General features: G+C 56.7%; 22 protein-coding genes. 9 read left to right on the plus strand and 13 right to left on the minus strand.

The window, feature by feature from the left end:
- Positions 1–59: 59 nt before the first annotated feature.
- Genes scpB through argS form a run of 5 tightly spaced genes read right to left on the minus strand, consistent with a single transcriptional unit; the run spans position 60 to position 5400 of the window.
- A complete protein-coding gene (gene scpB, locus GOX61_RS01845) occupies positions 60–719 on the minus strand; it encodes an SMC-Scp complex subunit ScpB (protein ID WP_170330822.1) in 660 nt (219 codons plus the stop codon).
- Positions 712–1506, minus strand: coding sequence for a segregation and condensation protein A (locus GOX61_RS01850; protein WP_155150848.1), 795 nt, complete (start codon positions 1504–1506; stop codon positions 712–714). The genes scpB and GOX61_RS01850 overlap by 8 nt, the downstream gene beginning before the upstream one ends.
- Positions 1496–2503 (minus strand): beta-N-acetylhexosaminidase, encoded by a 1008-nt coding sequence (gene nagZ, locus GOX61_RS01855; protein WP_170330824.1) that lies wholly within the window; start codon positions 2501–2503, stop codon positions 1496–1498. The genes GOX61_RS01850 and nagZ overlap by 11 nt, the downstream gene beginning before the upstream one ends.
- Complete coding sequence (locus tag GOX61_RS01860) at positions 2500–3615, minus strand: SPOR domain-containing protein (RefSeq protein WP_254436716.1); 1116 nt, start codon at positions 3613–3615, stop codon at positions 2500–2502. Before GOX61_RS01860 ends, nagZ begins: the two co-directional genes overlap by 4 nt.
- Before the next feature lie 39 nt (positions 3616–3654).
- Positions 3655–5400, minus strand: coding sequence for an arginine--tRNA ligase (argS, locus tag GOX61_RS01865; RefSeq protein WP_170330826.1), 1746 nt, complete (start codon positions 5398–5400; stop codon positions 3655–3657).
- Positions 5401–5533: 133 nt separating this feature from the next.
- Here argS and GOX61_RS01870 point away from each other — a divergent pair, with 133 nt between their 5' ends.
- Positions 5534–6085: a hypothetical protein gene (locus GOX61_RS01870; RefSeq protein WP_170330828.1), complete on the plus strand. Its 552-nt coding sequence runs from the start codon at positions 5534–5536 to the stop codon at positions 6083–6085.
- Here GOX61_RS01870 and GOX61_RS01875 read toward each other — a convergent pair whose 3' ends face one another.
- Positions 6086–7228 (minus strand): deoxyguanosinetriphosphate triphosphohydrolase, encoded by a 1143-nt coding sequence (locus GOX61_RS01875; RefSeq protein ID WP_170330830.1) that lies wholly within the window; start codon positions 7226–7228, stop codon positions 6086–6088.
- A gap of 76 nt (positions 7229–7304) precedes the next feature.
- On the opposite strand from GOX61_RS01875, the gene GOX61_RS01880 reads away from it, so the two are divergent.
- Positions 7305–7628 carry a HesB/IscA family protein gene (locus GOX61_RS01880; protein ID WP_155150862.1) on the plus strand — a complete coding sequence of 108 codons (324 nt, stop codon included), beginning with the start codon at positions 7305–7307 and terminating at the stop codon, positions 7626–7628.
- A 60-nt stretch (positions 7629–7688) separates the two neighbouring features.
- A complete protein-coding gene (gene xth, locus GOX61_RS01885) occupies positions 7689–8468 on the plus strand; it encodes an exodeoxyribonuclease III (protein ID WP_170330832.1) in 780 nt (259 codons plus the stop codon).
- A gap of 4 nt (positions 8469–8472) precedes the next feature.
- Here xth and GOX61_RS01890 read toward each other — a convergent pair whose 3' ends face one another.
- Both GOX61_RS01890 and dksA read right to left on the minus strand, forming a co-directional pair.
- Entirely contained in the window at positions 8473–9621 is a 1149-nt protein-coding gene (locus GOX61_RS01890; protein WP_170330835.1) for an FAD-dependent monooxygenase, read from the minus strand.
- Positions 9622–9693: 72 nt separating this feature from the next.
- A complete protein-coding gene (dksA, locus tag GOX61_RS01895) occupies positions 9694–10116 on the minus strand; it encodes an RNA polymerase-binding protein DksA (RefSeq protein WP_170331092.1) in 423 nt (140 codons plus the stop codon).
- Between the two features lie 386 nt (positions 10117–10502).
- Between dksA and GOX61_RS01900 the strand changes: the two genes are divergently transcribed.
- The 5 genes from GOX61_RS01900 (at position 10503) to GOX61_RS01920 (ending at position 14654) form a co-directional block, all read left to right on the plus strand.
- On the plus strand, positions 10503–11348 hold the full coding sequence (locus GOX61_RS01900; RefSeq protein ID WP_155150871.1) for an AAA family ATPase: 846 nt from the start codon (positions 10503–10505) through the stop codon (positions 11346–11348).
- Positions 11349–11473: 125 nt separating this feature from the next.
- Entirely contained in the window at positions 11474–11923 is a 450-nt protein-coding gene (locus tag GOX61_RS01905; RefSeq protein ID WP_244328137.1) for a GNAT family N-acetyltransferase, read from the plus strand.
- 161 nt (positions 11924–12084) lie between these two features.
- On the plus strand, positions 12085–13287 hold the full coding sequence (locus GOX61_RS01910) for a DUF2927 domain-containing protein (RefSeq protein ID WP_254436717.1): 1203 nt from the start codon (positions 12085–12087) through the stop codon (positions 13285–13287).
- A gap of 7 nt (positions 13288–13294) precedes the next feature.
- Positions 13295–13465 carry a hypothetical protein gene (locus tag GOX61_RS01915; protein ID WP_170330838.1) on the plus strand — a complete coding sequence of 57 codons (171 nt, stop codon included), beginning with the start codon at positions 13295–13297 and terminating at the stop codon, positions 13463–13465.
- Between the two features lie 4 nt (positions 13466–13469).
- Complete coding sequence (locus GOX61_RS01920) at positions 13470–14654, plus strand: vWA domain-containing protein (RefSeq protein WP_170330840.1); 1185 nt, start codon at positions 13470–13472, stop codon at positions 14652–14654.
- Positions 14655–14763: 109 nt separating this feature from the next.
- On the opposite strand, the gene GOX61_RS01925 is transcribed toward GOX61_RS01920, so the two are convergent.
- Positions 14764–15699 (minus strand): hypothetical protein, encoded by a 936-nt coding sequence (locus GOX61_RS01925; protein ID WP_170330842.1) that lies wholly within the window; start codon positions 15697–15699, stop codon positions 14764–14766.
- A gap of 268 nt (positions 15700–15967) precedes the next feature.
- Between GOX61_RS01925 and GOX61_RS01930 the strand changes: the two genes are divergently transcribed.
- Complete coding sequence (locus tag GOX61_RS01930) at positions 15968–16657, plus strand: M48 family metallopeptidase (protein ID WP_155150888.1); 690 nt, start codon at positions 15968–15970, stop codon at positions 16655–16657.
- Positions 16658–16666: 9 nt separating this feature from the next.
- On the opposite strand, the gene GOX61_RS01935 is transcribed toward GOX61_RS01930, so the two are convergent.
- The 4 genes from GOX61_RS01935 to GOX61_RS01950 are packed head-to-tail and all read right to left on the minus strand — an operon-like array spanning position 16667 to position 21506.
- Entirely contained in the window at positions 16667–17209 is a 543-nt protein-coding gene (locus GOX61_RS01935; protein ID WP_170330844.1) for an RSP_2648 family PIN domain-containing protein, read from the minus strand.
- Positions 17206–18414 (minus strand): RSP_2647 family RNA methyltransferase, encoded by a 1209-nt coding sequence (locus tag GOX61_RS01940; protein ID WP_170330846.1) that lies wholly within the window; start codon positions 18412–18414, stop codon positions 17206–17208. Before GOX61_RS01940 ends, GOX61_RS01935 begins: the two co-directional genes overlap by 4 nt.
- Before the next feature lie 40 nt (positions 18415–18454).
- Positions 18455–18727, minus strand: coding sequence for a hypothetical protein (locus GOX61_RS01945; protein WP_155150893.1), 273 nt, complete (start codon positions 18725–18727; stop codon positions 18455–18457).
- The gene (locus GOX61_RS01950) at positions 18714–21506 is read right to left on the minus strand and encodes a glutamine-synthetase adenylyltransferase (RefSeq protein ID WP_170330848.1); all 2793 of its coding nucleotides are present in this window, start codon (positions 21504–21506) and stop codon (positions 18714–18716) included. Before GOX61_RS01950 ends, GOX61_RS01945 begins: the two co-directional genes overlap by 14 nt.
- Positions 21507–21531: the final 25 nt, after the last annotated feature.

Consider the following 21531-nt stretch of genomic DNA (forward strand, 5'->3'; position numbering starts at 1 on the left):
TCCTCCGCTTTCTGCGTAAGAACATATGCTCTTGTGGCGACGACAAAAGGGCGAGTTGATCACTCTTCCTCGAAGAGTTCCGTCTGATCCTCTTCACTCTCATCATCATCACGCCCTTCACCCAGCGGCATGGCACCCGGAGGCGGTCGATTTTCCAGCAAACCAGCAGCACGCAGTTCCTTGAGACCCGGCAAGTCGCGTGCATTCTCCAAACCAAAATGATCCAGAAACTCGGGTGTTACCACGAAGGTGACAGGACGACCCGGTGTCATACGCCGTCGGCCCAGCCTGATCCATTCCATCTCAAGCAATTGATCGATAGTCCCGCGCGAAACCGACACGCCCCGGATTTCTTCGATCTCGGCCCGCGTGCACGGTTGGTGATAGGCAACGATAGCCAGAGTTTCGATGGCCGCGCGGCTCAGCTTGCGGGTCTCGACAGTTTCCTTCTGCATGAGGAACCCCAGATCGGGTGCTGTACGGATGGCCCAGGCCTCACCTACTTTCACAACCCGAACACCCCGCCCTTCATATCGTTTCTGAAGCACTTCGATCGCTTGAGCAGCATTGCTGCCATGGGGCATGCGTGCCTCCAGATCTGCAACGGTCACCGGTTCCGGGCTCGCGAACAGAACAGCCTCGACCATACGTTCCTGCTCGGCCAATGGGGGCGCTTCGAACAGGGTGCCTGTGCCATCATCTTTAGGAGCGTCAGTCACGTTTATCGGTCCTCTTACGCAAATGGATGGGGGCAAAGGTGTCGCTTTGCTTGATCTCCATATGTCCTTCTTTAACCAGTTCCAGCGAAGCCGCAAATGTAGCTGCCGTGGCCGACCGCCTGCGCACCGGATCAGCGTCCCATCCGTCTGGAAGATAGGTTTCCATATCGGTCCATGTTCCGGCAAACCCAATCAGCGGACGCATACGCTCCAGTGCCTGCTCCATTGTAAAGACCGCGTCACGATCCATGACAAAGGGCCGAAACTCGTCACGCGTGCGGATACGCGCATAACCCTGCATCAGGTCCAGCAAGGTTGCCGAGTATGTCACGGTACGGATGCGAGTGATATCTTCGCCCTGCCCGCGTTTGAAGAAATCGCGCCCAAGCTGGTCGCGCGCCATCAGACGCGCGGCGGCATCCCGCATGGCTTGCAACCGTTCCAACTGAAAGGCCAGGTGTGCGGCCAGTTCCTCGCCGGTCGGCCCCTCTTCGTCAGGGTCGGGTGGAAGCAGAAGGCGGGATTTCAGAAAGGCCAGCCATGCGGCCATGACCAAATAGTCTGCCGCAAGTTCGATCCGTAGCGCACGCGCCTTTTCAACAAAGGCCAGATATTGCTGCGCAAGAGCCAGAACTGAGATTTTCCGTAGATCAACCTTCTGCGTCCGCGACAGGGTCAGCAGAACGTCCAGCGGGCCTTCAAACCCGTCCACATCAACGATAAGAGCCTCGGCCGCAAGGCGATCAGCAACCGAGATTGGGTCTTCGCTGAAAAGGTTATCCGTCATACACCTGCCCGTTCATCAAACGGGATAGTTCCGCCTCAGCAGCCTCGATGTCAAGTTCTGCCGGGGTTTTACGCATCGCAAGCGCATGTTCCGCCCGACGTTGAGCATCGTCTGACATTTCACCGACCGCTTCCAGCACTTCAGCACGGTCCGTAAATGAGCCATTGCAATGCAGGGTAATGTCACAGCCTGCCTGAAGCGCCTTGAGCGACAACTCAGCCGCAGATCCGCTTAGCGCTTTCATCGAGATATCGTCGGTCATGATCAGCCCGTCAAAGCCAATATTCTGACGGATGACCTCAATCATCTTTGCCGAGACCGTGGCAGGCTGCGCGTCGATCTTCTCAAAAACCAGATGCGCGGTCATTCCCATGGGCAAATCGTTCAGCGCACGGAATGGGGCAAAATCACTCTGCTCCAGTTCTTCCAGCGACAGATCGACATGGGGAAGGTCAAAATGGGTGTCCAGTGTGGAACGACCATGTCCCGGCATATGCTTCATGACGGGCAGAACACCACCATCCAGATGACCCTGCGCTACTGCACGCCCAATCCGCGCAACATGGTTGGCATCATGGCCGTAGCAACGGTTCTTCAGAAAGACATGCGTCCCTTCCCGGGCTATGTCGAGCATTGGCGCACAATTGCTGTCGATGCCATACGAGCGGAGCTCATGGGCAATCAAACGATAACGCAGATACATGGCCCGCTCTGCTGCCTCACCCGCCCGTTCGGCGTGATCAAGCGGCGGCAACCATTCACGAGCCAGAGGTTCGCGCAGACGCTGGACGCGCCCGCCCTCCTGATCAACCGTAATCGGGCAATCCCGGCCTACAGCTTCTCGAAAGTCATCGCAAAGGGCACGGACCTGATCGGCTGTGTCTATGTTTCTGGCAAACAAAATGAACCCAAACGGGTTCATTTTACGAAACAGTGCTTTTTCTTCGGCTGTCAGACGCAATCCTTCGGCGTCAGTGATTGCGGCTCCGAACTTCACCGGACAGCGACCGGGATACAGTCTGCGCCTTGCGCAACCAGAGCAGCGCAGAATTGACGCGAGTCGCTCAGGTCCTCAAAACCCAACACCCGCAGACGATAGAAAGTGCGCCCACCACTTGATGTTTTTTGTATAACACGCTGTTTTCCAACCATATACTCTGAGAAACGCCCGTTCACCCGATCCCATTCGGCCTGCGCAACTTCGACGCTTTCATAAGCGCCCAGCTGCGCCAGACGAGTTCCTTTGCTCAGCGAATCCGGGCTCACATCCAATCCAACCGCAGCTTTGACAGCAGCGTTGATGGCATCCTCGGTATTGCTGTCTGCGCTAATCCCACTGGGCGTCGCCCGCGCCGGACGCGTGGGTGGACGCAGAGAGCGTCGCACACCCGGCAGCGCGGCAATGGCGGGGTCAGGCAATTGTGCCGCAAGATCTGCGGGATCAATCGCTGGCTCTTCTTCAGGTGTGGACAGCGATGCAAGCTGGATCCCCGGCTCCTGGGCCTGCGCGGGGTTGGCAGCCTCGCCTGCCAATTCCGCAACCAGTGCATCAACAGCGCCCTGACGCAACTCGGCGGCTTCCTGATTGGTAATTTCTTCCTCGACCACATGTACCGCTGGTGTCGGCTGCAGAGTGCCCATAGGAGCATCTTCGTCAGTCAGAGACACCGGACGAGGTGCAAGGATCAGGCGATCTGCCGGAGGTGCTGCCGAACCTTCAGCGGCAACTGTGTTGACGGCAAGCCCTTGGTGATCAGCTGGGGTGCCGCCAGGACTTTCAGGTTGAATACGCATCGGGCCTTCGGCTGCGCGCACGACAGGCACTCCGCTGACATCGCGCATGACAAGCTTGTAACCCCAGACACCAACGCCTGCGACCAGTGCCAGAGAGGCGACCGCACCAAGGACATTAACCATGCGGCCCAGCCCGCCTGCGCCACGCGGAGCTTCGTCATAACCCTGCATTTCGTCGGAATAGTCATACGCATCCTCAGGATGCGGCTGATTCGTGTAATGCATGTGCTCGGGGCCTGTTTGCCCCGAGTAATCGTAACTCGCCATTTCCGCCTCACCGCCCGATTGCGCCGGAAAATATGGCGCGCGGGTCATTTCTTGTCTGCCTCGATCCGGCGGTTCGGGCGGTATTGGTTACCGCATCTCCTGCGCCGGAGTGACACCAAGAATACCCAAGCCCGCTGAAATCACAACAGAAACGGCCCGGGCCAATGCGATTTTTGATTGGCTTGTGGCAACATCGCCATCCTGGATGAAACGCAGCGAAAGCTCTTCATTGCCCTTGTTCCAGAGCGCATGGAAGTCACCAGCCAGTTCATACAGGTAGAAAGCAACCCGATGCGGTTCATTGGTGCGGGCGGCGATCTCAACCAAGCGGGGCCATTCCGCCAACTTTTTGGCAACCGTCAGTTCCGAGGCATGGTCGATCTTGCCTAGATCAGAGGTTCTCAGGGTCACGTCATCTGCGGCGATCTCGGCCTCGGTGGCGCGGCGCAGCACGCTCATGACACGGGCATGGGCATATTGCACGTAGAACACCGGGTTCTCGCGGCTCTGTTCCAGTACTTTGTCAAAGTCAAAGTCCAGCGGGGCGTCGTTCTTACGGGTCAGCATCACGAACCGGGTGACGTCCGGACCAACCTGATCGACCACATCTCGCAGGGTGACAAAGTTCCCTGCCCGCTTGGACATCTTGAACGGCTCGCCGTTTTTCCACAGCTTCACCAACTGCGTCAGCTTGATATCCAGCGGCACCTTGCCATCGGACAGCGCAGATACGGCCGCCTTCATCCGTTTGACATAACCGCCGTGGTCCGCACCGAACACGTCGATTAGCGCGTCAAAACCACGGGTCACCTTGTCATAGTGATAGGCGATATCCGGGGCGAAATAGGTCCAGCTGCCGTCTGACTTCTTGACCGGACGGTCGACGTCATCGCCATGCTCGGTGGACTTGAACAGGGTCTGCTCGCGCGGCTCCCAATCTTCGGGCTTTTTGCCTTTGGGTGGTTCCAGCACGCCTTCGTAGATCAAGCCCTTATCAGTCAGTGACTGCAGTGCCGCCTCGATCTTGCCGGTGCCGTAGAGCGATTTCTCCGAAAAGAACACGTCCATCTCAACACCCAGCGCCTTCAGGTCAGCCCGGATCAGGTCCATCATAGCGTCGGTCGAGAACTCGCGCAGATCTTCAAGCCATTCGCTTTCCGGCTTGTCGATCAGGCTGTCGCCATACTTCTCTTTCAGCGCCTCACCGATCGGGATCAGATAGTCACCCGGGTATAGCCCCTCAGCGATCTCTGGGCTCAGGCCATTTGCCTCCCGGTACCGCTCGTATGCCGACCGCGCCAGCACATCCACCTGCGCACCACCGTCGTTGATGTAATACTCACGGGTCACCTCGTGGCCGGAATATGCGAGCAGGCTCGCCAGAGCGTCACCGAATACAGCACCCCGCGTATGACCAACATGCAGCGGACCGGTGGGGTTCGCGGACACGTATTCCACGTTCACCTTCTGGCCATGCCCCATGGTCGAACGGCCATAGTCGGTACCCTGCTCCAACACAGCCGACAGAACACCCTGCCACACCGACGACGCAAGGCGCAGGTTCAGGAAGCCCGGCCCGGCCACTTCGGCGCTGGTGATCCGGTCATCCGCCGCCAGTTTTTCGGCAAGCGCGTCGGCGATATCACGCGGCTTCATCTTGGCTGGTTTCGCCAACACCATCGCAGCGTTTGTCGCCATGTCGCCATGCGCGGCATCGCGCGGCGGTTCAACGGCCACGTTGTCAAAGCTCAACCCCTCGGGCAGAGCGCCTTCGGACTGCATCTGTGCCAGCGCGTCCAGTACGAGGCCGCGGATCTCGGAAAACAGGTTCATTTCGGATGTCCTTTTACTTGCCCGGCGGTTTACCACGCAGCACGGTAAGGTCAATGGAAGCGATCAGATTGGACTTGGTTTACCGACAAAGCCCGCTACTGTCAGCGTAAATTCAGGAAACGGAGACCGATCCATGCGCTTAGCCCTACCCTTTGCCGTTCTGTTATCAACTTCCATGCCGGCCTGGGCCGAGATGCCCGCTCCGCAAGGGCACGTGTTGTTAACGCTGGGTGGTGCGGTGACAGAGACCAACTTACCTGCACGCGGTGAAGATGATGGTGGGTTGCTCGGGTATCTCGAGGTTCAGCATGATGGGGCGGCAGGTTTTGATGCCGCCATGTTGGACAGAATGGATCAGACCAAAATCACCATTTCCTACGGCCCCGAAGGAAACAAACGCGATATCGCCTTTTCCGGGCCGCGCTTGTCGGACGTCATGATCATGGCCGGTGCAGAAGGAAAAGCAGCAACTCCGGTTGCCATGGACGGTTATCAGTCCGAAATCCCGTGGGAAAGTATCGCTGCGCACCAACCAATCGTTGCGACGCATGCTGACGGCGTCCCCATGGGCATCGGTGGCTATGGCCCGACAATGATCGTCTTTCCACCTACGGACGATGCTGATCTGGCGCAGGAGCAATCCGGGCAGCAGGTCTGGGCGATCGCTTATATCGGAATTGAATGATCAGTTGCCGGTAAGCCTTGCATGGTCCTGCAACGCAAACCGGTCTGTCATCCCGGCGATGTAGTCCGAGACAATGCGCGCAAGTGCCGTCTCGGTCTTAGCTGCCTCGATATCATCGTGCCAACGTTGTGGCATCTGCTTGGGATCATTCAGATATATCGGGAACAGGTCCTCAACGACTTTGCTGACCTCTTCCCGCACTTGCATGACTGTTGGTGCACGGTACATGCGCGCAAACAAGAACGCCCTGATTTCTTTGAGTTGCGCCCAAAGCCCGTCGGAAAACTGGATCACCGGGTAACCCAGGTGCCGGATATCTTCCACCGTCTTTGCGCCCGACCGGGATATCAGCCCCCGGGAGGTTTCGATCACGTCGGAAACCATCACCCCAAAAACGCGCCGCAGTGCTTCGTGTCGGCGGCGATAGCGGTCTAAGCCGGGATACTTCCGATCAACTTCAGCATAACAATCGCCGACAATCGGTAACCGCTGAATCTCTTCGTCAGTGAACAACCCCGCCCGTAATCCATCCAGCAGATCGTGGTTGTTATAGGCAATGTCGTCAGACAGCGCTGCCACCTGCGCCTCGGCACTGGCGTGAGTATGCAATTCCAGATCAAAACCTTCGTTGCATTCTGCCAGTGCCCAAGGCAGCTCCCCCGTGACTGGTCCGTTGTGCTTAGCAATCCCCTCGAGACATTCCCACGTCAGGTTGCACCCGTCGAATTCCGCATAGTGACGCTCGAGTTTCGTAACGATCCGAATGGCTTGGGCGTTGTGATCAAACCCGCCATAGGGTTCCATCAACGCATGCAAAGCATCCTCGCCGGTATGACCGAACGGCGTATGACCAAGATCATGGGCAAGTGCGACCGCCTCGGTCAGTTCGCCATTCAGACCCAAAGCCCCGGCAATTGTGCGCGCAACCTGAGCGACTTCAATTGAATGCGTTAGTCGAGTGCGATAACTGTCACCCTCATGCTCAACAAACACCTGCGTCTTGTGCTTGAGCCGCCGAAACGCACTGGCATGAATGATCCGGTCGCGATCACGCTGAAAGCATGACCGGAAACTGCTCTCCTCCTCTGGCACAAGCCGCCCCCTTGCGCGGCCTGGGTCTGAGGCAAAACCCGCTATGTCCAAAGGTCTTGTCCTTGTCGCCTGTCCTTGCAATTTCTATATTGTAAGGCGTAAAGGAAATAAACCTTTGGAGTTTGGCATGAATCTGCCCCCCACAGTTACAGAACGCGCCTTTGAGCGTCTCGCCGAAATCGGCGCAGCAGATCAGGGTCAGGCCCTGCGCGTCGCTGTGGAAGGCGGCGGATGTTCCGGTTTTCAATACGAAATCGCGCTGGACGAGCCCAAAGAGGATGACCTTGTGCTGGAAGGCAAAGGTGAAAAAGTAATCGTCGACTCGATTTCCCTGCCGTTTCTGGAAAACGCGGTGATCGATTTCACACAGGAACTGATCGGTGCGCGGTTTGTGATCGAAAACCCGAACGCAACCTCATCCTGCGGCTGCGGCACTTCATTTTCAATGTGACCTTGCCCTGCCCGCGCGGTTGAGGGATAGATCAACCGGCAGCCAGCCGGAGGATCGCGCATGAAAATCGCCACGTTCAACATCAACGGCATCAAAGCGCGGGCCGAAGCCCTGCCCCGCTGGCTGGATGATGCACAGCCCGATGTCGTGCTGCTGCAAGAGATCAAATCGATCGACGAGAATTTCCCCCGCGAGCTGTTCGAGGAACGCGGCTATAACGTCGAAACCCATGGACAAAAAAGCTTCAACGGTGTGGCGATCCTGTCCAAGCTGCCGCTTGAGGACGTGATCCGCGGCCTGCCCGGCGATGATGAAGATGAACAAGCGCGCTGGATCGAGGCGACTGTCATTGGAAAAAAGGCACTTCGCATCTGTGGTCTGTATCTGCCGAACGGCAATCCCGTGCCTGGCCCCAAATACGAGTACAAGCTGGCCTGGATGGAGCGTCTCTATGATCGGGCGCGCGACCTGTTGTTGACGGAAGAACCTGCACTGATGGCTGGTGATTACAACATCATTCCCCAGGCCGAGGATGCCAAACGCCCGGATGCGTGGCGCGAGGATGCTCTGTTCCGTCCGGAAAGCCGCGCGGCGTTTCGCAAGATATTGAATTTGGGTTTCACCGAGGCATTTCGCGCCGTGACCCAAGGGCCCGAACACTATTCATTCTGGGACTATCAGGCCGGGGCTTGGAACAGGAACGATGGTATCCGGATCGACCATTTCCTGCTGACACCGCAGGCCGCTGATCTGATGCGCGATTGCAAGATTGACGCCGAAGTGCGCGGGCACGAAAAACCGTCAGACCACGTTCCCGTCTGGGTCGATCTCGATCTGTAACCGCTTACGCCGTAGGGTCGTAATCGTATATCCAGTCGTAACGCCGCCCCATCCTTGGACCCAAAGCTGTCAGAGCCATTTGGGCGGCGATCCTCATGGGACCACGTAGATGGAAATTGCGCGCGTTTGATGAAGCTGCGTCGACAACCCTACGCGCACGTGGGGCACGCTTGGTTTCATAAGCCTCCAAAGAGCTGGTGACGTCGTCCTGATCGAAGGACTTTGCCAGTATCCACGCGTCTTCCAGCGCAAGACAAGCACCCTGCGCCATGAAGGGCAGCGTTGGATGCGCCGCATCACCCAATAGGGCAATTCGCCCGTTCTGCCATTTGCGGGCAACGGGACGCAGGAAAAGAGCCCACAGATGCGTTTCTTGCACCTCTTGCAGGACCTCCTGCACCTTGCCGCCGAAATCGGCAAAGCGGGCGCGGAGATCGTTGGGATCACCCTTGAGGCGCCAGCCCTCCTCCTGCCAGTCAGAACGCTCCTCGATTGCAACGATGTTCATGAGGCTTTGGTTGCGCAAAGGATAGGTCACGACGTGACGACCCGGACCCATCGTCAGATGCGCCTTTGGGGCTGTCAGATTGCGATCCCAAGGAATTGTTGCACGCCAGGCAACCTGATGCGTGAAACCAAGTAGCTCTTCGCCGTTCAAGGCAGGGCGAATACTGCTTCGCCCTCCGTCGGCAGCAATTGTGCAATCGGCACCAATTTCTTCGCCATTACCCAAAACCACGCCCACATCATCTGGGGCATCGTGGATCTGCTCCACCTTGGCGTCCAGACGGATGTTCACCCCAGAGGCGACGGCCGCGCGAAGCAGCAAGTCGATCAGGTCGGCTCGGTGATAGTAATATGTCGGTCCGGCTGCTGGCGCCGGAATACGACTTATGAACCGTCCACCGCGGTAATCCCTCAGCACTGTGCCATAGGATTTCTGGCCAGCTTCGGGCACATCACCAACCACGCCAAGTGCACGTAAGACGCGCATGCCATTGGCACTGATCTGCAGACCGGCACCTACCTCAGCTATTTCTGGGGCTTGTTCGAGTACAAGAACCTCAGCACCACGTTGACGCAGCGCGATGGCTGCGGCCAACCCGCCAATACCAGCGCCAATAACGCAAAACTTGAGACCCTCGATATTCATGTCCCGGGCTTAGCGCAAAAAAAACGCCGGAGCTACAGGCCCCGGCGTTCATGTGTTGTTATGTTCCAGCGATCAATCGTCGCGGTGGACTTTTTCGCGGCGCTCGTGACGCTCCTGCGCTTCAAGCGTCATAGTTGCAATTGGACGTGCATCCAGACGTTTGAGTGAAATCGGATCACCCGTCATTTCACAATATCCGTATTCGCCTTCGTCGATCCGGCGCAGGGCCGAGTCGATCTTGGCCACCAGCTTGCGCTGACGATCCCGGGTGCGCAGCTCGAGCGCACGATCGGTTTCCTCACTCGCGCGGTCGGCGACATCGGGAATATTTCGGGTATTGTCCTGCAGGCCTTCGATAGTATCGCGGCTGCCCGCCAAAAGTTCGTTCTTCCAATCCAGCAGCTTGCGGCGGAAATACTCAAGCTGAAGGTCATTCATGAAAGGTTCATCTTCGGCCGGACGATAATCCTCCGGCAGAAAAACTTCCTGCTTCATATTGGCTCCCTCGGTATGGCCAGAAACGTCGGTCGCGGTAGTTTCACCTGACATTTGGCACCCCCTTCTGCGGAGCGTTTATCCGACAGGGCACAGAATGTCACTACACAAACTTCTGCACAGTTTACCGTCACGCTCACCAGTCTAAATATGAGACTTTAAACAACAAAACCTTGTTTTTCTGTGAAAATTGCCAGGCTATTCCAAGGCATTTTTCAACCACCGGCTTACCCGAACGCGTGCGAATCAAGCAAAACGGATTGAAGTCGCAGAGAAATTCATCGTGACGCGACGTAGCGGCCATGCTTGTAAAAATATCCTCCTCTCTGTAACCCGGGCAACACAATCTATGCCCGCACCGCGCGCAAACTGATCATGAGGGCCCAATGACCGCACGTTTCCAAGGCACAGCCGAGTATGTCGCCACCGACGACCTGACGATAGCAGTAAACGCTGCCGTCACACTCGAGCGTCCTCTGCTGGTCAAAGGCGAGCCGGGAACCGGCAAGACCGAGTTGGCGAAACAGGTCGCCGGTGCGCTGGGTCTGAAGATGATCGAGTGGAACGTGAAATCCACCACCCGTGCGCAGCAGGGCCTGTATGAATATGACGCCGTAAGCCGCTTGCGCGACAGTCAATTGGGTGAAGAGCGCGTTCATGACGTGTCGAACTATATTCGCAAAGGTAAGCTTTGGCAGGCATTCGACGCGGACGAAAAGGTTGTTCTGCTGATCGACGAGATCGACAAGGCCGATATCGAATTTCCAAACGACCTGCTGCAGGAACTCGATAAAATGGAGTTCCATGTCTACGAGACAGGCGAAACGATCCGCGCCAAGAACCGCCCGATCGTGATCATTACGTCGAACAACGAAAAAGAACTGCCAGACGCGTTTCTGCGCCGCTGTTTCTTCCACTATATCCGTTTCCCGGATGAGGCCACGATGCGCCGGATCGTTGAGGTACATCATCCCGGCATCAAAGACTCTCTGCTAACCACCGCCCTCACCCAGTTCTACGAAATTCGCGAGACGCAGGGGCTGAAGAAAAAACCATCGACCTCCGAAGTGCTGGATTGGCTAAAGCTTCTTCTTGCCGAGGATCTGACTGCCGAAGACCTCAAGCGCGGAGGAGCGGACGCGCTGCCCAAACTTCACGGTGCGTTGCTGAAGAATGAACAGGATGTGCACCTGTTTGAACGGCTTGCCTTCATGGCGCGCAGCAAGCGCTGATCAGCCGGGACATGAACATCCGGTGATCACGGCTTGCCATATGGCAGGTTGGCTGCCAGCATCGGCCAAACATGTACGCGGCCCCTCATCGGGTCGCGCTTTCATGCCAAAGACAGGATAGCCATTTGACCCAAACTCCGATCATCAGACCCCTGAAAGCAGCCGACCGTCCGGAATGGTCGGTTTTGTGGCGCGACTACTTGGCGTTTTACGAAACCGAGGTATCCGATGAAATCTATGAGACGACTTTTGAACGGTTACTAGGAGATGATCCGCATGATTTCTCATGCTTCGTCGCTGAGGTTGATGGACGACTTGTTGGCCTGACCCATTTTTTGTTTCACCGCCATGCCTGGAAGGTTGAAAGCGTCTGCTATCTGCAAGATCTGTTTGCAAGCCCTGAAGCGCGCGGAACCGGTATCGGCCGGGCGTTGATCGAAGCAGTGTATGCTGAGGCCGACAACAAAGGCGCACCCAGCGTGTATTGGCTGACGCAGGATTTCAACCATACTGCGCGAAAGCTCTATGACCGAATAGGCAAGCTTACCCCATTCATCAGGTACCAGCGCCCGTGAAGCTTTGGAGCTTTGTTCTAGTTGGCGCCATCATGGCCGGATGCACTACGGTTGAATCGATTGAACTTCCGAGTGAGGTCAAAACCGTAGAAATCGTGCTGCCACCGGCAAAGTCGTTTAGCAGGTCCCGGCCTCTGCCGCCTGTGCGATCGAACAAAAACATGGCCGAAGATTTTCTGGATCTTCACTTCGAGCTCGAAAGCGGCGCCGAGCTTCCTGTTTTTACTCGTTTCGAGATGCCCGTCACCGTGCGGCTAACGGGGTCGCCACCGGCCACTATGCGAACTGATCTCACTCGCCTGTTGTCACGTCTTCGCAGAGAGGCCGGGATCGACATCCAAGAGATCACAGATGGTCAGGCCAACATCACCATCGAAGCCGTCAGCCAGAAGCAGATCCAGCGTATATTGCCGCAAGCAGCCTGTTTCGTCGTTCCAAACGCATCCAGTTTCGAAGAGTATCGCAGCGACCGTCGCAAACCGAAAAGCAACTGGTCCAAACTGCGCAGTCGCGAGCGGCTTGGCATCTTTATTCCCTATGACGTTAGTCCGCAGGAAATCCGGGATTGTCTGCATGAAGAGCTAGCACAGGCTCTGGGTCCGCTAAACGACCTGTATCGTTTGCCGGATTCAGTCTTTAACGATGATAATTTCCACACCGTGCTGACTGGTTTCGACATGTTGATGCTGCGTGCGGCCTATTCGCCTGAACTGCAAAGCGGCATGACGCGCGAACAGGCTGCTGCGGTCATCCCTGGTGTTCTTAGTCGACTGAACCCGCGCGGCAACAACCTGCCCGTACAACACATCTCGGAAACACCACGGGAATGGATCAAGGCAATCCACAAATCCGTTGGATCCCGTTCATCCTCTGCCAATCGGCTCCGATCCGCTCAAAGGGCAGCACAAATCGGGCAGCAACAAGGGTGGACTGATCACCGCAGGGCATTTCCACATTATCTGATGGGGCGGATGGGGCAATTCGACAACCCAGAGGAAGCGCAGCGCCAATATGCAATCGCACAGCAATATCTGGCGAACACACCCGGCACCGAGTTACATCGTGCGTATATCACCACGCAAACCGCGGCTTATGCACTGGCACGTCGAAAGGGACCAAGCGTCCTGCCTGAAATCGACAATGCAATCGCAGTCATGACACGCGCCGAAAACGCATCCATGCTGGCCACGCTTATGTTGCTGAAATCCGAAGCTCTGAAACAGTCCGGAAGATACGAACAGGCACGCGCCGTCAGGCTGGACAGTCTGGGGTGGGCGCGATACGGCTTTGGCTCGGAAGTTGTGGTTCGCTCGCTGATGCAGGACATCGCATTGCGCAACCCGCAGAACATCGAAGACGGATGATACGCGCATGGTAGTGGTTCTGGGAATGGCTTTGTTGGGTGCGATTCTGGGTGCCCTGACGGCTCGGAAACGTAACGGCAGTGGCGCTGACATGGCGCAATACGCGGCCGGTTACGGCATCGCCTTTGCATTGGTTGGACTAATCCTGTCGCTGATCCTTGTCCGTCTGGTAGCGTAGATCCATGTTTCTACCCTTTTTCGAAAACCTCAGAAAAGCCGGCATTCCCGTTTCGCTGCGGGAATATCTGACTTTTCTTGAAGGTATGAAAAAGGGATTGGCGACCTACGACGTCGAGGCATTCTACTACCTCGCCCGCGTGTCGATGGTGAAGGATGAACGCAATATCGACAAGTTCGACCGAGCCTTTGCCGCCAGCTTTGAAGGACTGGATGGGATTTCGTTTGAACAGGTGCTCGAAGCTGTCGACATCCCGGCCGACTGGCTGGCCAAGATGGCGGAAAAACATCTGTCGGACGAGGAGAAAGCCGAGATCGAAGCCTTGGGAGGCTTCGATAAGCTTATGGAAACGCTGCGTGAACGTCTGAGCGAGCAGCAGGGTCGCCATCAGGGCGGCAACAAATGGATCGGCACCGCAGGCACCTCTCCGTTTGGCGCATATGGCTACAACCCCGAAGGTGTTCGTATCGGGCAGAAAGAAAGCCGCCATCAACGTGCGGTGAAAGTCTGGGACAAGCGTGAGTTCAAGAACCTCGACGACACGGTTGAGCTTGGCACCCGCAACATCAAGGTCGCACTGAAACGCCTGCGCCGTTGGGCGCGTGAAGGGGCTGCCGAAGAGCTGGACTTGGATGGCACCATCCGAGCGACAGCCGAACATGGATATCTGGACGTCAAAACCCGACCCGAACGCCACAATGCGGTGAAGGTCTTGCTGTTCCTCGATGTAGGCGGCTCGATGGACCCGCATATCAAGGTGGTCGAAGAGCTGTTCTCGGCCGCCCGGACCGAGTTCAAGCATCTGGAATACTACTACTTCCACAACTGCCTGTACGAAGGCGTCTGGCGTGACAACCGTCGTCGCTGGGACCAGCAGACCCCGACACACGAAGTCCTTCGTACCTATGGCGGAGACTACAAGTGCATCTTTGTCGGCGACGCATCGATGAGCCCTTACGAGATCGCCTATCCCGGTGGTGCAAACGAACACTGGAACCCGGAATCCGGGCAGGTCTGGCTACAACGTGCGCGCGAGCAATGGACTTCGAATCTATGGATCAACCCGGTGCCTGAAAAATACTGGGAGTATACGCATTCGATTGGCATGATCCGCGAGATCTTTGAAGATCGCATGGTCCCCATGACCTTGGCCGGACTTGAACAGGGAATGCGGGAACTTACGCGCTAATTAACTTCTGCATACCCTTCAGGTCCAAACGTGTTGCAGCCCAGTTGTACGATGCACTGTGACCGGGCTGCTTAGCACCTGACAGGCGAAAGTCGCTTTGTTGAAAGCGTTACACCCGCTCTTTGAATTTTTTGGCAAGGCTAATCGCTGCTCGTCCAGCCGCTGTGCGTTTCATGGAATTGAGCGTTGAAGAAGAGGCCGCCATATGCGCCCGAATGTCCAGATCTTCAAACTCGACCTTCGGCAACATAGGATCGACTTTGTACCAGAGATTTCCGTAAAACTGGGTCCGCTGCGTCTTCAGATGATCATAATTCGCCTTCACCGCGTGCATAGTGTCCTCTGAGGGCGCAAAAAACACGATGCTGTTGTTGTTGCGTTGCTGCTTCCGGGTTTCGCACCAATCCCACGGCACCCAACACCGATCGACATCCTGATTGCCTTGCCAGAAGCTTGAAATAAACGCCCACTCTGGCTTGAGTGTCATATAGTGCGTGTGGATATCGGCATTTTCGCTATCCGAGCCGGGATTGGCATTAAACATCCACGTTAGCGCCTTGCGTCGGGTGTCGGGATGAGGGCTGATTTCGTAGCCATGCAGGTATTTCTGTATTCCGGCATCCACCACAAGCTCTCCCTCAAGCTCGAACTTGTTGGCCAGCGCCTCTTTCATCTCGTCGGATTTCAGAAAAGCATCAAGTGCTTCCAGGATGCTGCCATTTGGGGGCGTGAGGCGCAGGACCATTCCAAATCCCTCGGTCGCCTTATGAACGCTCTTCTGAGACTCACCCTCGAGCCACTTCAGGTACTCGGCCTTCGAAGTCACACAACCCGGAAAAGAGATGGCTTTGTAACCAACGCTTTCCAGCTGGTCTAGAAGTTGCTCTGGCGTGTTTGCAGCAGTCGTATCGATCTCACTCGCGCCTACAACCGCCGCAAAATGTTCGTCGGACAAAAAACTCTCGATATGAAGATGCTTGAACGGGTTGCTCTCAAACTCCGCACTACGAATTTTTTCAATCAAGTAGTCAAACTCATGGCCCATGACGAATGCTCCCTCAAATTTTCAGTTGTTATATCTATCAGAAACCGACCTTGCCGCGCATGCTCGTTTCTTGAACCTTATCGTCTTTTTGCTGATCCAAAATGGCGGAAATAGGGCATCAGATATCAAGTTTCTGGGGTGTGCTTTATAGATCAACGACCTGCGAACCAAGGCATCATGTGTTGCTTCAGGCGAAACGCACAATCTTTTACAAGGCAATGTCAAAATAGTATTTGCCCCGCCGATAACGCGGTCCCATATCTAGAACATGCTCCGTCTAACTCCCATTTTGCTAGCCATCGCTTATGCCTTTGTCATGTACCGGATATCCGTCTGGCGCACGCATCGCGAGTTAGATGCAAAGTCTACTGAACTGGCTGATCCGGCACTGAAACGTATGACGGACAGGCTTGCGGCGGCATTGGATGTCGCGCGGGTGCCAGTTTACATTTATGAGATCGACCCTGTGAACGGCCTAGCGGCCCCGGATGGGCGCATATTCATCACACGTGGGTTCTATCGAAAGTTCCGCAATGGCGAAGTGTCCGCAGAAGAGATGGCAAGCGTGATCGCGCATGAACTCGGCCACGTAGCTCTTGGGCATGCGCGTCGTCGGATGATCGACTTTTCGGGTCAGAATGCGATGCGGGCTGCGCTGATGATGATCCTGAACAGGTTCATCCCGTTTATCGGCGCATGGATTGCCAATGCCCTGACCGCCCTGCTCGCCTCACGCCTGTCGCGTGCGGATGAATACGAGGCAGACGAATATGCGGCTGCGTTGTTGACTAAAGCGGGTATCGGGATCGGACCACAGAAATCTCTTTTCCACAAGCTTGAGGATCTGACTCAGCAGCGGGCTGGTGTGGTACCGGCCTGGCTGATGAGCCACCCCAAGACGGACGAGCGCATTGCGGCGCTTGAGGCACTGGAACACCGCTGGGGTTCGAATGGCTAAGGTCTTGCCCTAAGTCGCCAGTGCTTTGCCCAAGCGCGGCAGCCGGGCTTTCTTCATCAGCGCGCGTAAGGTCCATTGGTCGCCCGACAGACGGTTGGCTTCGGCAAGGACATCCGCGGAAACAGCTTCGATACCCTGAGGATCCTTGATCCAAAACTGATGCAGCAGTGCATCCGGATCAATTCGCTCAAGCCCCTCTTCCGCCAGTATATTTCTGGGAAAATCCTTGGCGTTCACGGTAACGATTACATCCGCCGAGGCACTGACGGCCGTCGCCAAGACGTGAACATCTGCACTGTCCGGCAGCCAGAGCCGTTGTTCGATACCCGGAGCGGCTGGGCGTTCGGCATCGGACCATTTGGATTGCGCCAATGCGATCTCGGCGCGTGCCTGCGCTTCGCCCTGAGGTCCGAGCTTACGGGCAGCTCGAGCCCATTCCTCAAGGATGCGCGCTGACCAGATTGGCGTGAAATGCCCTATGGCCGCAGCACCCAGTAACATCTCCCGCATCACTGTGGGGTAGATGACGCAAGTATCCAGAACTGCCTTCACAACCGGTAGAACACGGCTTTGAGATAACCGCTCTCAGCCAGTTGCGGCAGTTGCGGATGATCAGGCCCGGCAAATCCCGTGTGGATCATTTGTGCCTGCCGGCCTGCCCGACCAATGCCACGCGAGGATGCATCACGGAACCGCCCTAAATCCGCCGCGTGAGAGCACGAGCAAAGACCCAGATAGCCACCCGGCTTGACCAGGGGCGCAGCGAGCCGTGCAATTCGTTCATAGGCGCGCAGCCCGGCATCGAGCGCTTGTTTGGACGGTGCGAATGCAGGTGGATCACAGATGACAACGTCGAATTCAGCGCATTCTTCGCCAAGTTTCGTCAAGACATCAAAGGCATCCCCCTGACGCGTTTCAAACCGGTCAACGAAACCCGAGGCATTGGCACCTTCTGTGGCAAGTTCCAACGCAGCGGCAGAGCCATCGACCGACAAAGCCTGTGCCGCACCACCTGCCAGCATTGCCAGCCCGAAACCGCCGACATGGCTGAACACATCGAGCACGCGTGCTCCCGGCTGGACTAATCTGGCTGCAAAGGCATGGTTTGGGCGCTGATCGTAGAACAGCCCTGTTTTCTGCCCGCCGGTAAGGTCTGCCATATAGGTCGCGCCGTTCATCGGCACCGGCAAAGGAGCGTCAGGTGCGTCGCCCCGCAAGGTCAGATTGACATCGTCCAGACCTTCCAATCCACGGGTCCGACCTGATGCGTTCTTGATTACGGTGCTGACGCCGGTCACCTTGATCAGAGCTTCTGTCAGCAGTTCAAGATGCAACTCAGCCCAGGCCGCATTCGGCTGAACAACACATGCGTCACCAAACCGGTCAATGATCACTCCCGGAAATCCATCCGCCTCGGCATGGACCAGACGGTAGTAGGGTTTGTCGAACAGGCGTTCTCGCATCTCCAGCGCGCGTTGCAGTCGGGCCTCGAACCAATTTGCATTGAGCTCAGCAGAGGGATCGCGATCCAGAATGCGGCACATGATCTTTGATGCGGGATTGACCGCAACCAAAGCCATTGATTGACGCTTGTCATCTTCAAGGACCGCCAGCGCTCCGGCTTCGATCTTGCGGGTGCGCCGGTCGGTGACAATGTCATTGGCGTACACCCAAGGAAATCCGTGACGCACGCCACGAGCGTTGGCTTTGGGTTTCAAACGGATTCGTGGGCGGTCGGAAGAGGAAGTCTGGGTCATGACGCCCTCATAGTCCCGAACATGCGGGTGTAAAAGCCCTTTAGCGCGGGCGCGAGCGCCAGCCGCCGCGCCGTTTGGGCGTTTGTGCAGCCTGCAACCCCTCGCTCAGCACCTGTGTCATCGGGTGTTCGGCATCCTGACCAGAATACACTGTGTGCAGGTCGGACAAAGCCTGCTGCTGGTCACGGTCATCAGGCAGGCTAAGCGCCCAGTCCAGAAAGATGCTTCGACACTCAGGCAAAGCGATGCCTTCGATGCGGTAAGCTTCTCGGATAAGGCCCTTTGGATCATTCGGATCATCACTGCGTGCCATTTTCGTCCCCCTCAACCACGGCTCCGATCAATGCGGCAGCGGTGTCATAACTTTCCTGCAGCGCAGCCTGCAACTGTTCGACCTGTTCAAAGCCGGTAGCACGGCACAGAAAGGCCGTGCCGCCCTCGCCAATCTTGTCAGCTTCGATCACCTTGCCAGACAACAGCCGTGCCGCGCATTGTACGGACCAGCATAAATCGTAACAGTCTTTAAGCGTTTGCGCCTGCGCGACATCCAGTAATTCGGCAGCGACTGCGCCATCCAATCCCGAATGTACATCACGTTTGGTTGTCCCCGACAGCAAAGCTCCGGTTTCGGCAATCAGTTCGATATCCATCAGGCGGCCTGCGCCGTTTTTCGCATCCCAGATCCCGGCCGGAGACTTGGCCGCCGCAAGGCGCCCACGCATCTCGGAAACTTCGCGCAGAACTTTGCCGTGGTCCCGTGGTCGTGACAGAAACTCCGAACGGAACGCTTCGATGTCTTCAGCCAACCCATCATCACCAGCCACCACATGCGCCCGCGTAAGGGCAAGATGCTCCCAAACCCAGGCTTCGTTCTGCTGGTAATTGGTGAAACTATGCCAACTGGTTGCCACCGGCCCCTGATTACCAGAGGGGCGCAACCGCATGTCGACTTCATACAGCCGACCCTGCGCCATCGGAGCAGCAAGAGCCGTAATCAATGCTTGGGTAAAACGAGCATAGTAAGTGCGCGTGGCAAGCGGTCGGGGACCGTCTGACATATCCTGATCCTGCGGATCATATATCACGATCATATCCAGATCGGATTGCGAGTTGATCCGCCCTGCCCCCAAAGACCCCATCCCCAGGACGGCCGCACCGCGCCCGGGTGCCGGGCCGTGTTTTCGCGCAAAATTCTCGATGACAAAGGGAAGTATGGCGGTAATCACCGCCTGCGCCAGTTCGGCATATTGCTGCCCTGCCTGAGCGCCATCGATCAATCCCCGCAAATGATGAACACCAACCCGGAAATGCCATTCCTTGCACCAACGGCGGGCGAGATCGAGCTGAGATTCATAGTCGGCTTCGGCAGAAAGCAGCTGTGACAGTTCTGCCTGCAAATCGGCTTGACCTGGCCAATCGGTAAAGAAGCTGCCCCCGATCACAGCATCGAACACCGATGCATTGCGTGACAGATGGGTGGCCAGCGCGTGAGAGGTGCCCACAATGTCAATCAACAGATCAATCAGATGCGGATTAGCCTCGAACAGGGAAAACAGCTGAACACCTGCAGGCAACCCGGAAAGAAACCCGTCCAGTGCAACCAGAGCTTCTTCTGGTTGGGCAGTCTTTGCCAAACGCGACATCAGCTCGGGCTTCAGCCGTTCGAATATCCGTGCACCCCGTTGCGAACGCAGGGCCGGATATGTGGGCCATCGTGCTAATACACCTTTGTCGAACTCGACAGGCTGTGCAGCCACAGGCGCGACACCGGGCCCCGGAGCAAAAAAACCTTCGGTCAGTTCATGTACTTCGGTCAGGCGGCGGGTCAGGTCCGATGTCAGTTCTTCGCTGCTGAGCCCCATCAGACATGCCACCCGTTCTATGCCATCATCGGATTGTGGCACTTTGTGTGTCTGGGCATCGTGCACCATCTGGATGCGATGCTCGACTTCGCGATGGGCACGATAATGATCAGTCAGCTTGTCAGCCACATCCTGCGGCACCCATCCCTTAGACGACAGGGCTGCCAAACCTTCAACAGTTCCACGAACCCGCAAATCCGGATCGCGCCCGCCTGCAATCAACTGTCGGGTTTGCGTGAAAAACTCGATTTCGCGAATTCCGCCCTGCCCCAGTTTCATGTCGTGCCCCGGAATGGACAGGGCACCGCCAGTACCTTTGTTTTCCCGAATCCGCAGGCGCATATCATGGGCGTCCTGTATCGCGGCAAAATCCAGATGTCGCCGCCAGACAAACGGGCGCAGTGCTTCCAGAAACTTTGTTCCCGCCGACAGATCACCGGCACACGGTCGTGCCTTGATGTAAGCTGCGCGCTCCCAAGTCCGACCAAGGCTCTCGTAATAGCGTTCAGCCGCTTCCATCGCCAGACAGACAGGCGTGACCGCAGGATCGGGCCTCAGCCTCAGATCGGTGCGAAAAACATAGCCGTCTGCTGTTTTGTCGCTGAGTGTTGCACAGAAATTCCGTGTCGCGCGCACCATGCTCTGACGCGCCTCATAAAAGTCATCAGGATCAAATCGGGTCTCGTCGAATAACACGATCAGATCGATGTCAGAGCTGTAATTCAGCTCATGTGCACCCATCTTGCCCATCGCCAGGATCACCATCCCAGCAGCGGTTTCAAGGTCATCATCCGTCATACCTGGCAGCTTGCCACGACGGATCAGGTTTGCGATCTCGGCCTTTGCCGCCACATCTGCGGCAAGTGCACCAAAATCAGTCAGCGCTGCGGTCACTTTTTCCAATGGCCACGCACCTGCCAGATCCGCAAGCGCTGTCAATAGCGCCATGCGACGCTTGGCCTGACGCAGACCCGGCTTAAGTTGGTCGGGGGGAAGATCACGCGCAGCCGTCATCACTTCGGCCAATGCCTGATCCGGGTGTTGCATGGCTTGTGGCAGCCACTCCCTCTCACGCTCGATCAGCCCTTTTAGGTATGGGCTGGACCCTGCTGTCCCCGTGATCAACTCGGATTGCTCGGGTGTCAAATCCGGAACAAACGAACGCGCCTCCTCACCAAGAGATGGATCGAAGGGGCGCGGAACACGGTTGATGGCAAGAACATCTTTCATAGAGGCAAATTGCGCAGCCCCATCG

Source organism: Ruegeria arenilitoris, assembly GCF_013030265.1.
Classification (GTDB): domain Bacteria; phylum Pseudomonadota; class Alphaproteobacteria; order Rhodobacterales; family Rhodobacteraceae; genus Ruegeria; species Ruegeria arenilitoris_E.

Bases quoted from the DNA above. Each gene is read 5' to 3' on its own strand.
- GOX61_RS01945 (WP_155150893.1), bottom strand. From the start codon at position 18,727: ATGGCACGCAGTGATGATCCGAATGATCCAAAGGGCCTTATCCGAGAA.
- xth (WP_170330832.1), top strand. From the start codon at position 7,689: ATGAAAATCGCCACGTTCAACATCAACGGCATCAAAGCGCGGGCCGAA.
- dksA (WP_170331092.1), bottom strand. From the start codon at position 10,116: ATGAAGCAGGAAGTTTTTCTGCCGGAGGATTATCGTCCGGCCGAAGAT.
- GOX61_RS01930 (WP_155150888.1), top strand. From the start codon at position 15,968: ATGCTCCGTCTAACTCCCATTTTGCTAGCCATCGCTTATGCCTTTGTC.
- GOX61_RS01920 (WP_170330840.1), top strand. From the start codon at position 13,470: ATGTTTCTACCCTTTTTCGAAAACCTCAGAAAAGCCGGCATTCCCGTT.
- GOX61_RS01950 (WP_170330848.1), bottom strand. From the start codon at position 21,506: ATGAAAGATGTTCTTGCCATCAACCGTGTTCCGCGCCCCTTCGATCCA.
- GOX61_RS01870 (WP_170330828.1), top strand. From the start codon at position 5,534: ATGCGCTTAGCCCTACCCTTTGCCGTTCTGTTATCAACTTCCATGCCG.
- GOX61_RS01915 (WP_170330838.1), top strand. From the start codon at position 13,295: ATGGTAGTGGTTCTGGGAATGGCTTTGTTGGGTGCGATTCTGGGTGCC.
- GOX61_RS01910 (WP_254436717.1), top strand. From the start codon at position 12,085: ATGGCCGAAGATTTTCTGGATCTTCACTTCGAGCTCGAAAGCGGCGCC.
- GOX61_RS01925 (WP_170330842.1), bottom strand. From the start codon at position 15,699: ATGGGCCATGAGTTTGACTACTTGATTGAAAAAATTCGTAGTGCGGAG.
- GOX61_RS01890 (WP_170330835.1), bottom strand. From the start codon at position 9,621: ATGAATATCGAGGGTCTCAAGTTTTGCGTTATTGGCGCTGGTATTGGC.
- GOX61_RS01850 (WP_155150848.1), bottom strand. From the start codon at position 1,506: ATGACGGATAACCTTTTCAGCGAAGACCCAATCTCGGTTGCTGATCGC.
- GOX61_RS01880 (WP_155150862.1), top strand. From the start codon at position 7,305: ATGAATCTGCCCCCCACAGTTACAGAACGCGCCTTTGAGCGTCTCGCC.
- argS (WP_170330826.1), bottom strand. From the start codon at position 5,400: ATGAACCTGTTTTCCGAGATCCGCGGCCTCGTACTGGACGCGCTGGCA.
- GOX61_RS01860 (WP_254436716.1), bottom strand. From the start codon at position 3,615: ATGACCCGCGCGCCATATTTTCCGGCGCAATCGGGCGGTGAGGCGGAA.
- GOX61_RS01900 (WP_155150871.1), top strand. From the start codon at position 10,503: ATGACCGCACGTTTCCAAGGCACAGCCGAGTATGTCGCCACCGACGAC.
- GOX61_RS01940 (WP_170330846.1), bottom strand. From the start codon at position 18,414: ATGACCCAGACTTCCTCTTCCGACCGCCCACGAATCCGTTTGAAACCC.